The 14,961-nt window shown below is 63.8% G+C and carries 13 protein-coding genes; 9 read left to right on the top strand and 4 right to left on the bottom strand.

The genetic code is table 11. From position 1 onward, the window contains the following. Positions 1-283 precede the first annotated feature (283 nt). Positions 284-1,291, top strand: a complete 1,008-nt coding sequence (locus tag J3A71_RS14230) for a FecR family protein (RefSeq protein WP_016487420.1) — start codon at positions 284-286, stop codon at positions 1,289-1,291. Between the two features lie 10 nt (positions 1,292-1,301). On the opposite strand, the gene J3A71_RS14225 is transcribed toward J3A71_RS14230, so the two are convergent. After that, a complete protein-coding gene (locus J3A71_RS14225) occupies positions 1,302-2,621 on the bottom strand; it encodes a Na+/H+ antiporter NhaC family protein (RefSeq protein ID WP_102667577.1) in 1,320 nt (439 codons plus the stop codon). A gap of 221 nt (positions 2,622-2,842) precedes the next feature. On the opposite strand from J3A71_RS14225, the gene J3A71_RS14220 reads away from it, so the two are divergent. From J3A71_RS14220 to J3A71_RS14190, 7 genes are all read left to right on the top strand, one after another. Beyond that, complete coding sequence (locus tag J3A71_RS14220; protein WP_209952977.1) at positions 2,843-4,987, top strand: methyl-accepting chemotaxis protein; 2,145 nt, start codon at positions 2,843-2,845, stop codon at positions 4,985-4,987. A gap of 97 nt (positions 4,988-5,084) precedes the next feature. Further along, positions 5,085-6,101: an ABC transporter substrate-binding protein gene (locus tag J3A71_RS14215; RefSeq protein WP_016487423.1), complete on the top strand. Its 1,017-nt coding sequence runs from the start codon at positions 5,085-5,087 to the stop codon at positions 6,099-6,101. After that, positions 6,098-6,946 (top strand): ABC transporter permease subunit, encoded by an 849-nt coding sequence (locus J3A71_RS14210; RefSeq protein ID WP_023048698.1) that lies wholly within the window; start codon positions 6,098-6,100, stop codon positions 6,944-6,946. Before J3A71_RS14215 ends, J3A71_RS14210 begins: the two co-directional genes overlap by 4 nt. A 90-nt stretch (positions 6,947-7,036) precedes the next feature. After that, on the top strand, positions 7,037-7,900 hold the full coding sequence (locus J3A71_RS14205; protein ID WP_016487425.1) for a LysR family transcriptional regulator: 864 nt from the start codon (positions 7,037-7,039) through the stop codon (positions 7,898-7,900). Positions 7,901-8,123: 223 nt separating this feature from the next. Next, positions 8,124-9,041: an AEC family transporter gene (locus tag J3A71_RS14200; RefSeq protein WP_096426167.1), complete on the top strand. Its 918-nt coding sequence runs from the start codon at positions 8,124-8,126 to the stop codon at positions 9,039-9,041. 34 nt (positions 9,042-9,075) lie between these two features. After that, complete coding sequence (locus J3A71_RS14195; protein WP_016487427.1) at positions 9,076-9,687, top strand: cell wall hydrolase; 612 nt, start codon at positions 9,076-9,078, stop codon at positions 9,685-9,687. Between the two features lie 206 nt (positions 9,688-9,893). Further along, on the top strand, positions 9,894-10,745 hold the full coding sequence (locus J3A71_RS14190) for a CAP domain-containing protein (protein WP_060518254.1): 852 nt from the start codon (positions 9,894-9,896) through the stop codon (positions 10,743-10,745). Positions 10,746-10,760: 15 nt separating this feature from the next. Here the strand turns inward: J3A71_RS14190 and J3A71_RS14185 are convergent, their stop codons facing one another. Beyond that, the gene (locus tag J3A71_RS14185; RefSeq protein WP_096426168.1) at positions 10,761-11,735 is read right to left on the bottom strand and encodes a helix-turn-helix domain-containing protein; all 975 of its coding nucleotides are present in this window, start codon (positions 11,733-11,735) and stop codon (positions 10,761-10,763) included. Positions 11,736-11,840: 105 nt separating this feature from the next. On the opposite strand from J3A71_RS14185, the gene J3A71_RS14180 reads away from it, so the two are divergent. Next, on the top strand, positions 11,841-12,452 hold the full coding sequence (locus J3A71_RS14180; protein WP_023048309.1) for a LysE family transporter: 612 nt from the start codon (positions 11,841-11,843) through the stop codon (positions 12,450-12,452). Between the two features lie 185 nt (positions 12,453-12,637). On the opposite strand, the gene J3A71_RS14175 is transcribed toward J3A71_RS14180, so the two are convergent. Next, positions 12,638-13,837 carry an MFS transporter gene (locus J3A71_RS14175; RefSeq protein ID WP_070086538.1) on the bottom strand — a complete coding sequence of 400 codons (1,200 nt, stop codon included), beginning with the start codon at positions 13,835-13,837 and terminating at the stop codon, positions 12,638-12,640. Between the two features lie 105 nt (positions 13,838-13,942). Continuing rightward, positions 13,943-14,848 (bottom strand): LysR family transcriptional regulator, encoded by a 906-nt coding sequence (locus J3A71_RS14170; protein WP_096426169.1) that lies wholly within the window; start codon positions 14,846-14,848, stop codon positions 13,943-13,945. Positions 14,849-14,961: the final 113 nt, after the last annotated feature.

Below are 14,961 nucleotides of genomic sequence, written 5' to 3'. Positions count from 1 at the left end.
GGCAAGCCCTCTCCCACAGTGATCGCGCAAGCTTTGTGATTTCGTACAACACAGTTGCCCCACAAGAGGTGCGCGATTACTTGTGGGAGCGGCCTTTTGTCGCGATGGGCTGCAAGGCAGCCCCATGGATTTCCGCCTCCCTGGCGGCACGCGAAGGGTTCTCAAACGCTGAAAAACCGTTGCAAATCCGATGAAAAACCGTCACAACTGATAGTCATTCGCCATTACGTTGGTTCTCGGGAGCCCTCTAGCAAGGGTAGAATATGCAAAATCCGGAGCCGCAATGAACCACGACCGCCTCAACACCAGCCCTGACGATGCCATCACCGACGCCGCCGCGCACTGGTGCATGCGCCTGCACGCTGAAGATTGCACGGCGGGCGAGCGCGAGGCGTTTGCCCGCTGGCTGGCGGCGGACCCGCGGCATGCCGAGGAATACCAGGCAATGCTGGAAATCTGGCAAACCGCCGACCTGTTGCCACGCAACGCCACCGTCGTCGACTTCAACCCGGCCACCCGTCTACCCGCACGCCCGCGCAATTGGCGTCCGCTGGCATCTGCTGCCGCCATCGCCCTGGCCGTGCTGCCGCTGGCCGGCTGGGTGGGCTGGGAACAAGGCTGGCTGCCCAACCACTACCAGCACTTCGAAGCCGGCGACCGCATGCAGACCATCGAGTTGAGCGACGGCAGCACGGTACAGCTCAACCTCCACACCGAGCTTACCTACCTCAACTACAAGGACCAGCGCCAGGTCACGCTCAAGCGCGGCGAGGCGTTCTTCAAGGTGCAGCACGACAGCAACCACCCGTTCATCGTGCATGCCGGCAATGGCCAGACCCGCGTCACTGGCACCCAGTTCAACGTGTGGAAGTACCAGGACCAGGTCAAGGTCACCCTGGTGGAAGGCTCGGTACTGGTATCCAGCGACGGCAACGCCGGTGGCTACCGCCTGGGCCCGGGGATGCAGGCCAGCTACCACAAGGGCGATTTCGAGCCGCAGCTGGAGCAGAGCAATGACTACAGCAACAGCCTTGCCTGGCGCAGTGGCAAGCTGGTGCTCGACAACCTGAGCCTGGAGCAAGCGCTGCCAGTGATCAACCGCTACCTCGACGCGCCGCTGCAGCTGGCCGATGCCAGCACCGGCCGCATCCGCATCAGCGGTATCTACAACACCCGCGAGGTCGCCCGCCTGGTCAACAACCTGCCCAAGGTGCTGCCGATTTACCTGACCCGCAGCAAGGACGGCAGCACCGTGCTCAACCGCATCTCACCGCCGCCCAACAAGGGCTGACACCCTCCCCTTACAGCGTCATCGCTGCCAACCACCCAAACGCCAGCAATGGCAGGTTGTAGTGGATGAAGGTCGGTACCACGGTGTCCCAGATATGGTGGTGCTGACCATCTACGTTCAGGCCCGAGGTCGGCCCCAAAGTCGAGTCAGAGGCCGGCGAGCCTGCGTCCCCCAAGGCACCGGCAGTACCGACGATGCACACGGTGGCCAGCGGGTCGAAGCCCAGTTGCACGCACAGCGGCACAAAGATCGCGGCCAGGATTGGCACCGTGGAGAACGACGAGCCGATGCCCATGGTCACCAGCAGCCCGACCAGCAACATCATCAGGGCACCGATGCCCTTGCTGTGGTCGATCCACCGGGCGGAGGTTTCCACCAGGCTCTGCACCTCACCGGTGGCCTTCATGACGTCAGCAAAACCCGAGGCGGCAATCATGATGAAGCCGATCATGGCCATCATCTTCATGCCTTCGGTAAACAGGCCGTCAGTGTCCTTCCATTTGACGATGCCTGACAGCGAGAAAATCAGAAAACCGACCATGGCGCCGATGATCATCGAGTCCAGCAGCAACTGGACGATGAACGCGGCGGCGATTGCCAGCCCGGCCACCAGCAGTGTCAGCGGGTTGTACTGCACGCTCACCTGCTCCACCTGCTCAATGCGCGCCAGGTCGTAGTCACGCTTCTTGCGGTAGCTGATAAACACCGCCAGGAGCAGGCCGACCAGCATGCCAGCAGCGGGGATGGCCATGGCGTGGGTGACGTTGACACCGCTCACGTCGACACCGGCGCGCGCGACGTTGGCCAGCAGGATTTCATTGAGGAATATGTTGCCGAAGCCCACTGGCAAGAACATGTACGGGGTAATCAGGCCGAAGGTGATCACGCAGGCGATCAGCCGGCGGTCGATGCGCAGGCGGGTCAGTACATACAACAACGGCGGCACCAGCAGCGGAATGAACGCAATGTGGATGGGCAGGATGTTCTGCGACGACACCGCCACCACCAGCATCAGGCCGATCATCAGCCATTTGACCTTGCCGCCATTGGTGTTCCCCTGGCGATCGATCATGGCCAGTGCACGGTCAGCCAAGGCATGGGCCAGGCCCGACTTGGCAATGGCCACGGCAAAAGCGCCCAGCAGAGCGTAGGACAAGGCAACCGTGGCACCACCGCCCAAGCCACCGTTGAACGCCTTTAACGTGCCCTCGATGCCCAGGCCGCCCACCAGCCCACCGACCAGGGCACCGATGATCAGGGCGATGACCACGTGCACGCGGGACAGGCTGAGTATCAGCATGATGCCGACCGCGGCGATCACTGCATTCATGGTTGGCTTACCTCATTACGACAGAAAAAAGCGCGCACTCTGAAGCAGTAGGCTGCAGATGTCAAAAGCGCCATGTTGCGGCACATTACGCAGCGGGGCAGGATTTAAATTGAATGTTTGAATAAAGAAAAAACGCTAGGGGCCGATAACGTGTTGCGCTGGGGGTGCCTGACCCAGCCTCAAAGTCAAAACCCTTAGAGCCCGGAAAAGGGATCCGCCCCATGCCTTTGCGCCAACTTTCCATTCAGTGGAAGATCACCCTGCTCGCCGGCCTCTGCCTGGCCGGCATCGTCACCTTGCTCGTCGGCCTGTCGTTATATCGCATGGACCACAGCTCGGACCTGGTCAAGGCCAGCAGCATGCAGATGCTGACCGAAGCGGCGCAATCGCGCATCGAGTCACAGGGTGAGGTGCAGGCGCTGAACATCCGTCGTCAGTTCATGGACGCCTACCAGTACGGCGCTGGGTTCGCCCGCCAAGTGCTGTTCCTGCGCGAACAGGCAGAAAAGCGCTACCTTGACGCCTTTGACCTGCGCGAAGACATGACACGCCAAGTGCGCACCGCCCTGCAGGCCAACCCCGACCTGCTCGGCCTGTCGCTGGTGTTCGAGCCCAACGCGCTGGACAACAAAGACAGCCTGTTCGCCGGCAAGGCGGAGCTTGGCAGCAACGAAACCGGGCGCTTTGCCCTGTGCTGGTCGCAGCCGCGCCCCGGCCAGCTGACCGCCATGGCGCTGCCTGAACAGGACATGGCCAACACCGAGATCGGCCCCAGCGGCCAGCCCGCCAACACCTGGTGGGTCTGCCCGCGTACCACTGGCAAGGTGTGCGTGGTAGAGCCCTACTTCTATGACATCAATGGCCAACAAGTGCTGATGACCAGCATCGTCTTCCCGCTGGTGGTCAACGGCAAGACCCTTGCCACGCTGTCCATCGACATCAACCTCAACAGCCTGCAGGCCCTGAGCCAGGAGGCCAGCCGCAGCCTGTACGAGGGCCGCACCACGGTCGGTATCCTCAGCCCGGTCGGCCTGCTGGCAGGCTATAGCGCCGATGCCAGCAAGCTGGCCCAGCGCTTCGACCAGGTAGACAAGGCCAAGGGCGCCGAGCTGGTACGCAAGCTGGCCGATGGCAAGATGACCATCCTGCACGACCAGCAGCGCCTGAAGGTGATGGCCGCGTTCCGGCCGATCCCCGACGCGCAACCCTGGGGCGTGCTGCTGGATGTGCCGGAAAACGCACTGACCGGGCCTGCCGAAAAACTGAAGCAGGAACTGGACGCGCTCAACACCAGCGGTACCCTGCTGGAGCTGGGCCTGGGGCTGGCGGCAGCCATTGCCGGCCTGCTGATGGTGTGGTTGATGGCCCGCGGCGTTACCCGGCCGATCCTCGGCGTAGCCGCAATGCTCAAGGACATTGCCAGCGGCGAAGGCGACCTGACCCGCCGCCTGACTTATCAGAAGCAGGACGAACTGGGCGAACTGGCCGGCTGGTTCAACCGGTTCCTCGACAAGCTGCAGCCAACCATCGCCGAGGTCAAACGCTCGGTGCAGGCTGCCCGTGGCACCGCCGACCAGTCTTCGGCAATTGCCACGCAAACCAGCGCCGGCATGGAGCAGCAATACCGCCAGGTTGACCAGGTGGCCACGGCCTCGCACGAAATGAGCGCTACCGCCCAGGACGTGGCACGCAGCGCTTCCCAGGCCGCCCAGGCCGCCCGCGATGCCGACCAGGCCACCCGCGAAGGCCTGGCAGTCATCGACCGCACCACCCAACGCATCGATGCCCTGGCCGCCGACATGAGCAACGCCATGGCCGAAGTCGAAGGCCTGGCGCAGAACAGCGAGAAGATCGGTTCGGTGCTGGAAGTGATCCGCTCGATTGCCGAACAGACCAACCTGCTGGCGCTGAACGCCGCCATCGAGGCCGCCCGCGCGGGTGAAGCCGGCCGTGGCTTTGCCGTGGTTGCCGATGAAGTACGCAACCTGGCCCGACGCACCCAGGAGTCGGTAGAAGAAACCCGCCAGGTGATCGAGGCCTTGCAGGACGGCACCCGCGAAGTGGTCGGTGCCATGGACAACAGCCACCGTCAGGCCCAGGGCGGGGTCGAACAGGTTGGCCAGGCCGTGACTGCGTTGCAGCGTATCGGCCAGGCGGTGACGGTCATTACCGACATGAACCTGCAAATAGCCTCGGCCGCCGAGGAGCAAAGCGCGGTGGCCGAAGAGATCAACAGCAACGTGGCAACGATCCGCGATGTCACCGAATCGCTGTCGGGGCAGGCCAACGAGTCGGCGCGTGTCAGCCAGTCCTTGAACAGCCTCGCCAACCAGCAGCAGGCGCTGATGGACCAGTTCCGCGTTTGAGGTAAACGGGGCCGCCCCAAGCAGCCCTGCCCTGCGCCAACACCTCGTCGTCTACACTTGCCCCCACCCCCAAGGCGCGGTAAACGACGAGGTCTGGATGAACAAGTTTTCAACGCTGCTGGCCGGCTTGTTGCTGGCCGTAGGCCTGGCCAGCACCGACAGTGCTGTATCGGCAGAGCAACCCTCCCCCATCCACTTTGGTGCCATAAGCTGGGAAAGCGGCGCCCTCACCACCGAAATTCTGCGGCTGATTGCGGAGCGCGGCTATGGCTACGCCACCGACACCCTGCCCGGCAGCACCGTCAGCATGGAAGTGGCCTTGGCCCGCAACGACCTCCAGGTGATCGCCGAAGAGTGGGCCGGGCGCAGCCCTGCGTGGGTCAAGGCGGAACAGGAAGGCCAGGTTTTCGCACTGGGCAATACGGTCAAAAATGCAGAAGAAGGCTGGTGGGTACCCGCGTACGTGATCGAGGGCGACGCTGTTCGCAAGCTGAAGCCTTTGGCGCCCGAACTGCGCAGCGTCGATGACCTCAAGCGCTACCCACAGGTATTTCGTGACCCCGAGTCACCCGACAAGGGCCGTTTTTTGAACAGCCCCAGCGGCTGGACATCGGAAACGGTCAACAGCCAGAAACTCAAGGCGTATGGCCTGGATGAGCTGTACACGAACTTTCGCAGTGGCTCCGGTGCGGCGATGGACGCCGAAATCGCCTCCGCCATCCGCCGTGGCCAGCCGGTGCTGTTCTACTACTGGAACCCGACCCCGCTGATGGGGCGATACAAACTCATCCGCTTGCAAGAACCACCGTTCGATGCCCAGGCCTGGGCCACCCTGACAGATGCCGGCAACCCTAACCCAAAGGGCAGCCGCTCACTGCCGGCGAAACTGTCCATCGGCGTATCCAAGGCCTTCCGTGATGGCTACCCGGACCTGGTGACGGTGTTCGAGCAGGTCGACCTGCCGATCGATCGGCTCAACAAGGCGCTGGCCGTCATGAGTGAAAAGCGCACGCCACCGCGCGAGGCCGCACTCGCCTTCCTGCGTGACAATCGCGATGTGTGGAAAGCCTGGCTGCCCGCAGACGTCGCCGACAAGGTCGAGGGCAGCCTGTGAGCAACGGCTTTCCCCAAGCGCTGCAGTTTTCTTTCGCTGAAAGCGTAAACAGGCTGGTCGACTGGCTGGTACTCAATTACGGCGATCAGTTGCGCGCGGTTTCAGACCAGCTGCTGCAACTGCTGGTCGGCCTGGAGAACCTGCTGCGCCTGCTGCCCTGGTGGCTGTTGTTGCTGCTGGTTGGCCTGCTTGCCTGGCACGCCAGCCGCAGCCTGCTGCGCAGCGCGGTACTGGTGGCGCTGCTGGCGCTGATTGGCATGCTCGGGCTGTGGGACAAGCTGCTGCAAACCTTGGCCTTGGTACTGGTGAGCACCGGTTTGTGCGTGCTGGTGGGCGTGCCGCTGGGCATACTGCTCGCGTCCCGGCCACTGGCCAGGCGGCTACTGTTACCCGTGCTGGATGTGATGCAGACGCTGCCGGCCTTCGTTTACCTGATCCCGGTGCTGATGCTGTTTGGCCTGGGCAAGGTCCCTGCCGTGTTCGCCACGCTGATCTACGCCCTGCCGCCACTGGTGCGGCTGACCGAACTGGGCCTGAGCCAGATCGACCCTTCGCTGCTGCAGGCCGCACACGGCCTGGGGGCCAGCCGCTGGCAGCGGTTACGGCGCATTGCGCTGCCACTGGCGCTGCCAAGCATCATGGCTGGGCTCAACCAGTCGGTAATGATGGCCTTGTCGATGGTGGTGGTGGCATCGATGATCGGTGCCCGCGGTTTGGGTGAGGATGTGCTGGCGGGAATCCAGACCCTGAACGTCGGCCAGGGTGTGGAGGCCGGCCTGGCGATCGTCGCCTTGGCCATGGTGATCGACCGGATCAGCCAAGCGTATGGGCGTATTGCGCGCTGAACAAGGTTGCCTGTCGCGGCCCTGGCTTGCCGGCGACAGGGCCGGGCCTGACAATACTGCCCTGTCAGCTTGTAACCGGACCGCTTCCGCATGTCTCTCAAAGCCCTGCGCACCCTGGTAACCATCGCCCGCCACGGCACCTTTGCCCGCGCAGCCGACTTGCTCAGCCTTACCCCTTCGGCGGTGAGCCTGCACATCAAAACCCTTGAAGACGAGTTAAAGGTCCCCCTGTTCGACCGCAGCCGCAGGCAGGTGGTGCTGACCGAAGCAGGTCAACTGGCAGTCGCCCGCGCCGAGAGCATTCTGGCTGCCTACGACGAACTGGCCGACGCCCTGGCCAGCGGCCCGAGCCTGCGCGGCCGCCTGCGCCTGGGCGCGATCCACACCGTACTGGCGCGGCGCCTGCCCAAGGCGCTGGTGTGGATCAAGGCCCACTACCCGCAGCTGCATATCAGCGTGGCCTCGGGCATGTCGGCGGAGCTGGCACGTCGGGTGGAGGACGGTGAACTGGACGCGGCCATCACCACTGAGCCAGTCAGCCCGTACCCACAGAGCCTGGATTTCACACCACTGTTCGAGGACCGCTTCTGGGCCATTGCCAGCCCCGAATTGGCCGGGTACAGCGTACCGGAGCTGCTCGCCAGTCAACCGTTCCTGCGCTTCGACAAGCGTGCCTGGGCCGGGCGGCAGATCGAGCAGGAACTGCGTCGCCAGCATTTGCAAGTGAGCGAGCAGATGGAACTGGACAGCCAGGAAGCGCTGGCAAGCATGGCCGTCATGGGCCTGGGCGTGGCGATCATCCCCATGGCAGACGACGACCTGAAACGCCTGCCGCCGGCCACATGCCTGCCATTTGGCGAACCGCAACTGACCCGGCGGGTGGTGTTGCTGGAGCATGAGAAAAGCCAACGGCGGCATTTGAGTGCGGTGTTGAAGACTGCGCTTGAAGCTTGAGAATGCAGGGGCTGCTTTGCAGCCCAATCGCGACGCAAGGCCGCTCCCACAGGGTCCGTGCTGCACTCAACCCTGTGGGAGCGGCCTTGCGTCGCGATTGGGGCGCAAAGCGCCCCCCTGCGAAACATGCATTTATTCTCAACAGTCAGTGCAGAAAACAACGTTTTTACAAACCATTTCGCACCCGTAGTCTGTGCACGTACCCGACCACGGAATGTCGACCATGCTCCACTTGCTGCTGACCACCCTGCTACCCATCATCCTGCTGATTACCCTGGGTACCTTCCTGCGCCTGCGCGGCTTTCTGGCCGAAAGCTTCTGGCCCGGTGCCGAGCGCCTGAGCTACTACGTACTGCTACCTTCGCTGTTCCTGCACGGCCTGGCCACCGCCAACCTCGACGGCGTACCGGTGATGGGCATGGTCGGTGTGCTGATGCTCTCGACCTTGGCCGGCGCCGTGCTGCTGGTGATGTACCAAGGCGCGATCAACCACGATGGCGCTGACTTTACCTCGGTCTTCCAGGGCGGTATCCGCTTCAACAACTACATCGGTGCCACCCTGGCCGCCGGCCTCTACGGCAGCGCCGGCATCGCCCTTGCAGCGGTGGCCAATGCCGCCATCGTGCCCTTGGTCAACCTGCTCTGCGTGCTGGTGTTCGCCCGTTTCAGCGCCCGCCACAGTTCACCGACCACGGTGCTACGGGCAATCTTCGCCAACCCGTTGATCGTCGGCTGTGCCGGCGGCCTGCTGCTGCGGGTGACGGGCCTGGGCTTGCCGCCAGGCATCGAACCCACCGTCAAGGCGCTGGGCCAGGCGGCGCTACCGATGGGGCTGTTGTGTGTGGGCGCAGCGCTGGGTGGGGCCAGCCTGGGCCAGCAGGTGCGCCCGCTGATGGCAGCGTCGGCGTTCAAATTCCTGGTCATGCCCTTGACCACCTGGGGGCTGTGCCGCGTGCTGGGCCTGAGTGGCCAGGCCGCGGTGGTGGCGGTGCTGTTCCAGGCCCTACCCACTGCCTCGTCCTCCTATGTAATGGCCAGGCAGATGGGTGGCAACGCCCCCCTGATGGCCACCATCATTGCCCTGCAGACCGTAGCTGCCGCGGCCACCCTGCCTTTGGTATTAATGCTTACGCTTGGCTAGACTGGCAATCAGCCCCCCTTTCGGAAGCACTGTCATGCGCGCTACCTGGATAGTGATTGGCTTGACCTTGGCCCTGATCGCAGGCCCCTTGCATGCGGCCGACACGGCAAAGGCCGCAGTGGCCGAAGGCAAGGCCGAAGTGCTGGAAGAAAAGGTGGCCAACGATGCACCACCTCCGAAAAAAACGGAAAAACTGACCTCAAGCGAAGCCCAGGCAGTCGACCCGGCCGGCCAGGCGCCGCTGGACGACAGCCTCACCTGCCTGGCACGCACCATCTACTGGGAAGCCAAGGGCGCCGATGCGCAAGACATGTCAGCCGTGGCCAGTGTTGTGATCAATCGCCTGGGCCATGATGGCTTCCCCGATACCATCTGCGGCGTGGTCAAGCAGGGCGTGGAAACCAAGGCCTGCCAGTTTTCCTGGTGGTGCGACGGGCGCCCTGACCAGGTCGAGGAAGCGCAACGCTACGCTGTGGCAAAAGAAATTGCACGCAAGGCGCTCAACCAGCAATTGAAAGACCCTACCGGCGGTGCGCTGTACTTCCACGACCGCACGGTGCACCCCGACTGGGCCAAGGCTTACCGCAAGACTGCGCAGACCACGCACTTCCTGTTCTACAGGCCGAACCAGGCGTTGGCCCGGTGATGCGTACACAGCCGAACGCGCTAGCTCGATACGAATGATTAGCAACTCATCGCACTTTTCCGGCGACCATTGGTCTACTCCCTCTTATGCCGCCAGCAGCGATTGCCGGCGCCGTCATTGCTTTACACCCGCTAGGGCCAAAAGCCCCAGGCTTGTGTAGGATGAGCAGCGCATACCACGACGCTGCCAGTCATAGGGAGATCCACATGCGCGTCCTGTCATCCGTTGCCGCCTTGTCGCTGGGCTTGGTCATGTCGACCGGGGCACTGGCTGTCACCGGCGAAGAGGCGCAACTGATCGAGTCGATCAATGTCTACCGCAGCAAGGCCCAGCCCTGCGGTGGTGAGGCGTCGCTGGAGCTGCCCCCGCTCAACAGCGACACCCGCCTGGCGTTGTCGCCAGAGGGCACCCGCGACCTGCAGCAGGCCATGACCCGCGCCGCCTACCCCATGGTCAATGTCCAGGCCATCAGCCTGTCGGGGCCACGCGATGCACGTGCGGCCATGCGTGCCATCGAAGAAAGCTTCTGCCAAGTGGTACTCGACCCGCAGTTCGTCGATATCGGCGTCAGCCAGGAGGGCCGCGACTGGCGCATCGTGCTGGCCCGGCCGCTGCTCAGTGGCCGCCTGGGCGACTGGCAGGCCGAGGGGCAGAAGGTATTGCAAGAAATCAACGCGGCGCGCAAGGTACCGCGCCAATGCGGCGGCCAGCCGTTCGCCGCAGCCCCCGCGTTGAGCTGGAGCACAGTGCTGGCCGGGGTGGCTGCCAACCACACGCGGGCCATGGCCAACCAGAACTTCTTCGACCACATCGACAAGGATGGCCGCACGCCCGGTGACCGGGCCGAGCTGGCAGGCTACCTTTACCAGCAAGTCGGGGAAAATATCGCAGCCGGGCGTGACACCGCGCACAAGGTGGTTGATGGCTGGCTGGAGAGCCCGGGGCATTGCGCCACGCTGATGAACCCGGAATTCCGTGAGCTGGGTGCCGCCTATGCCGTGGACCCGAAAAGCGATGCCGGGATCTACTGGACCGGCTTGTTCGGCACACCGCAGTGAATGCTGCGCCGGGTTTCAGCCTGGATGATTGGCTGCCCGCAACGCCACGGCCGTGCAGCCAAACCGCCGCCGGACGCATTTACCCAGGTAACTGGCATCGCCCAGCCCCACCTCATCGGCAATCTGCGCCAGGCTGTGGCTGGAGTTGAGCAAGCGCCAGCGCGCCTGCTGCAGGCGCATTTCCAGCCACCAGGCCTTGGCGCTCATGCCGTGGCTGGCCTGGAACTGCCGGTCCAGCTGGCGCCGGCTGATACCCAGTTCAGCGGCCAGTTGCTCCACCGCCAGTGGGTTGCCCAAATGGTGGCGCATCAGGGCTTGTGCCCGCTGTACCTGGCGCCCCTGGCCCACGCCCGGCTCCAGCGAGCGCAAGGCATGGCGGCTGTCGCGGGTTTCGTCCACCAGCATGTCGGCCAGCCCTTTGAGCGCACGGGTTCGCCCACAGGACAGTGACAACAGTGCCACTGCCAGGTCAATGGCCGCCGTGCCACCAGCGCAGGTGATACGGCCTGCATCTATGCAATACAGTTGATCGCGCAGCACCTGCACCTGTGGGAACGCTGCTCGGAACTCGGCTTCGTGACGCCAGTGCACGACCACCTTGTGCCCCCTGAGCAAACCGCACGCAGCCAACAGGAAGGCGCCATTGTCGACCCCCACCAACTTGACCCCGGCTTTGCCGGCTTGCCTTAGCAAGGCTTGGTAGTGCGGCGCCAATGCAGCCGTTGCCATGGCGTTGCGCCCGCCGAACACCACCAGATAGTCGAAACTGGCCAGATCGAGCTGGTCGGCCCTCGCCTCGACCTGCACCACCGCACCGCTGCTCGACGGCACCGGGTCGAGGGTGAGCCCTGCCACGCTCCAGCTGCAATAGCGCTGCTGGCTATAGTCTTCGTCGTCGGCGCTGAAACGCAATTTGTCGAGAAAACCACCGAATGGCAGCAGGGCAAAATCCGGTAACGGCAGGATTAGCAGGCGGATATCAGGCAGCATGGCATTGCGTCCAGAAACGACTATTCAATGTCCAGATCATACCCTTGCTGATGGGGCTGTGCGCCTTAGACTGCCAGCCTCCCAGTCACCAAGGTTACAAGCATCATGGCACTCGACACCTGGCTCATCTACCTGCTGGCCAGCATCGGCCTGTCACTGACACCCGGCCCGAACAGCCTGCTGGCCCTGACCCATGGCGCCCTGTATGGTGCCCGCCGCACGTTGTTTACCATTGTTGGCGGCGTGTTCGGTTTCAGCGCGCTGATCGCCTTGGCCATGTTTGGCCTGAGCGCCTTGCTGCAGACGTCGGCCGCCGTGTTGAGCGTGCTCAAATGGGTGGGCGGCGCCTACCTGGTCTGGCTGGGTATCCAGCTGTGGCGTAGCCCTGGTTTGCACCTGGAGTTGACCGACCGCAGTGCACGCCTTGGCAATGCAGGTTTGTTCCGCCAAGGCTTGTTGTCGGCCATGGCCAACCCCAAGGTGCTGCTGTTCTATGGCGCCTTCCTGCCGCAGTTCATCGACCCGCAGCGCGGGCTGATGCTGCAGTTCGTGGTGATGGCGGCGACCTTTGCCAGCGTCGAGTTTCTGGTCGAGTACCTGCTGGCGCGCCTGGCGTTTCGCATCCGGCCGTGGCTGGCCAAGGGGGGTAAAGGTTTCAACCGCTGCTGCGGCAGCCTGTTTGCCGTGATTGGCGTGGCGCTGCCGCTTGCTCGATAGCCCCTGAAAATGGCGGCTGCCCTTTCATAGAGCAGAACATGACTCATTGATTTTGCAGGCGCGCTGTGGGAGCGAGCTTGCCCCGCGAACACCGGCAAAGCCGGTGCCATGCACCGCAGGGCCCCCTTCGCGGGACAAGCCCGCTCCCACAAAGTGGACTGCCCCCCACAAGGACCGCACACCGTTCATGCCCGGGGCGCCTTGGCCAGAAAGGTGATCAATGCCACACCCGGCAATCCCGCCCCCACCAGCGCGATGCCCTGCCAACCAAACTGGGAAAACAGCGCACTGGCCACTGCCGACCCCAGCGCCCCGCCCACGAAGATGCTGGTCATGTACACCGCATTCAGCCGCCCGCGGCTCGCCGGGTCCAGTGCATACACTTCGCGCTGGCCGATGACCATGTTCATCTGCACCGCAAAGTCCAGCAGCACGCCAGTCAGGCCCAAGCCGATCACGCTGTAGCCCGGCACCGTCAACCCGAGCAACAACGCCGCCGGCGCCAGCAGCAGCGCAAGCAGCGAGCCGGCCCGCGCATGCCCGGCGTCTGCCAGGCGGCCAGCCAAGGGGGCGGCAACGGCACCCACCGCGCCCACGAGGGCGAACACGGCAATCTGGGTCTGCGACAGGCCATGCTCACCCGCCAGCGCCATTGGCACCGCGGTCCAGTAAAGGCTGAATGCCGCGAACATCAGTGCCTGGTACAACGAGCGCTGACGCAGCAGCGGATAGCGGCGCAACAATGTGAGCAACGACAGCATCAATCCGGCATAGCTGGCTTTGTGCTCGGGTCGCCGCTGCGGCAGGGTCAGGGCCAGCAGCAAAATGATCGCCAGCATCACCCCGGCTGCGCCAATGAACACCGCGCGCCAGCCGAAATGGTCGGCCACCAGGCTGGACAACGGCCGCGCCAGCAGGATACCCAGCAACAACCCGCCCATGATGTTACCGACTACCCGACCACGCTGCTGCTCCGGCGCCAGGTGCGCCGCCAGCGGAATGAGCATTTGCACCGCCACCGAACTGAAGCCGATCAACAAGGCATAGCCCAGAAACAGCAGGCCCTGGCCGCTGCTGCTGGTCCCCGCCAGCAGCAGGCTGACACAGGCCAGCACAGCAGTGGCGACCATCAGGCGGCGGTTTTCCAGCAGGTCAGCCAGCGGGACCAGCAACAGCAGGCCCAAGGCATAACCCAGCTGGGTCAGTGAAACGATCAGGCTGGCATGCTCGGTGGACAGCCCCAGGTCCGGAGCGATCAGACCGACGATGGGCTGGGCGTAGTAGATGTTGGCGACGATCGCGCCGCAGCAGAACGCCAGCAGCACTACCAGCGCACGGCTGAGGCCGGTGGTTGCGGGCTGCCCGGCGGCAAGGGAGGGATTCATGCGAGGTTCCTGGACAAGGGATGGAATATGCCGGCTACCTTAACCAGCCATGCCAGTGCCGAGAATCCGGTTGTAGCGCAACGCGCTTTTGCGCACCGCGCAACGCTAGTTATGCTGACCTGACAAACTTTCGCAAAAATCGATAAATGCTTTCACCCGCCGCGAACCACGGTGGTTGGGCAAGTAAAGGGCATTGATGTTGTCATTGGCCGTGCCAGGGCTGGCTCGCCAGTCAGGGAACAGCCGCAGCAGGCGCCCGGCCAGCACATCCTCGCGCACCAGCCAGTCGGCCAGCAGCGCGATGCCACTGCCCGCCAGTGCGGTTTCGCGCAACATGTCGGCGTTGGCGCTGCGCAACGGCCCGGTAACGTCCAGTTCCAGGCTGTCCTGACCTCTCACCAGGCGCCAGGGCCGCGCTTTTTGCCCGTAACGAAAGCGCAGGCAGGCATGCTCAAGTAGCTGCCGGGGGTGCTGCAGGGTGTCGCGCCCGGCCAGGTAAGCCGGGCTGGCCACCAACCAACGCTCGAAGCGCCCGAGCTGGCGACAGACCAGTTCGTCGTTGGGCGAGGGGTCGCCCAGGCGAATCGACAAGTCGTAACGCCCGTCCAGCAGGTCATCCAGGCGGTCGCTGAGATCGATGTCCAGCTCAAGCGCAGGGTGTCGCGCCAGAAACGCCCCCAGGTGCGGCGCGATCACCCGCCTGCCGAACTCCACCGGCAGGCACAGGCGCAATACGCCGACAGGCTGCTCGCCACGGTCGGCAACACTGGCATCGGCCTCGTCCAAGGCTTCGAAAATACCCCGCGCACGCTCATAGTAGCGGGCGCCAGCTTCGGTCAGGCTGACGTGGCGAGTCGAGCGGTTGAGCAACGTGGCGCCCAGCGCCGTTTCCAGGGCGTCGACCAGCCGCGTTACCGATGAAGTGGCCAGCCCAAGCCTGCGCGCAGCGGCAGAAAAGCCCTGTGCATCAACGGTGGCCACGAACATCTTCATCGCCAGGAATTTGTCCATTTGCTGCCTGTTTTCCAAATCTCAGCAAGTTCTTACAAACAGCCGAGCGGGTCAAGACGCATGATGGCTGGCCACTTTTGTACTCGACCAAAGTATGAATGAAGATTGCATAG

Origin of the sequence: Pseudomonas sp. PvP089, from assembly GCF_017875165.1 — a bacterium.
Lineage (GTDB): Bacteria > Pseudomonadota > Gammaproteobacteria > Pseudomonadales > Pseudomonadaceae > Aquipseudomonas > Aquipseudomonas fortuita.
The sequence above is the reverse complement of the archived record's forward strand: the minus strand, read 5'-3'. Positions and strand labels throughout refer to the sequence as shown.

Excerpts from the sequence above, each read along its gene's own strand:
- J3A71_RS14170 (WP_096426169.1), bottom strand. The coding sequence starts at position 14,848 with ATGGACAAATTCCTGGCGATGAAGATGTTCGTGGCCACCGTTGATGCA.
- J3A71_RS14225 (WP_102667577.1), bottom strand. The coding sequence starts at position 2,621 with ATGAATGCAGTGATCGCCGCGGTCGGCATCATGCTGATACTCAGCCTG.
- J3A71_RS14215 (WP_016487423.1), top strand. The coding sequence starts at position 5,085 with ATGAACAAGTTTTCAACGCTGCTGGCCGGCTTGTTGCTGGCCGTAGGC.
- J3A71_RS14200 (WP_096426167.1), top strand. The coding sequence starts at position 8,124 with ATGCTCCACTTGCTGCTGACCACCCTGCTACCCATCATCCTGCTGATT.
- J3A71_RS14175 (WP_070086538.1), bottom strand. The coding sequence starts at position 13,837 with ATGAATCCCTCCCTTGCCGCCGGGCAGCCCGCAACCACCGGCCTCAGC.
- J3A71_RS14180 (WP_023048309.1), top strand. The coding sequence starts at position 11,841 with ATGGCACTCGACACCTGGCTCATCTACCTGCTGGCCAGCATCGGCCTG.
- J3A71_RS14190 (WP_060518254.1), top strand. The coding sequence starts at position 9,894 with ATGCGCGTCCTGTCATCCGTTGCCGCCTTGTCGCTGGGCTTGGTCATG.
- J3A71_RS14205 (WP_016487425.1), top strand. The coding sequence starts at position 7,037 with ATGTCTCTCAAAGCCCTGCGCACCCTGGTAACCATCGCCCGCCACGGC.
- J3A71_RS14220 (WP_209952977.1), top strand. The coding sequence starts at position 2,843 with ATGCCTTTGCGCCAACTTTCCATTCAGTGGAAGATCACCCTGCTCGCC.
- J3A71_RS14185 (WP_096426168.1), bottom strand. The coding sequence starts at position 11,735 with ATGCTGCCTGATATCCGCCTGCTAATCCTGCCGTTACCGGATTTTGCC.
- J3A71_RS14230 (WP_016487420.1), top strand. The coding sequence starts at position 284 with ATGAACCACGACCGCCTCAACACCAGCCCTGACGATGCCATCACCGAC.
- J3A71_RS14195 (WP_016487427.1), top strand. The coding sequence starts at position 9,076 with ATGCGCGCTACCTGGATAGTGATTGGCTTGACCTTGGCCCTGATCGCA.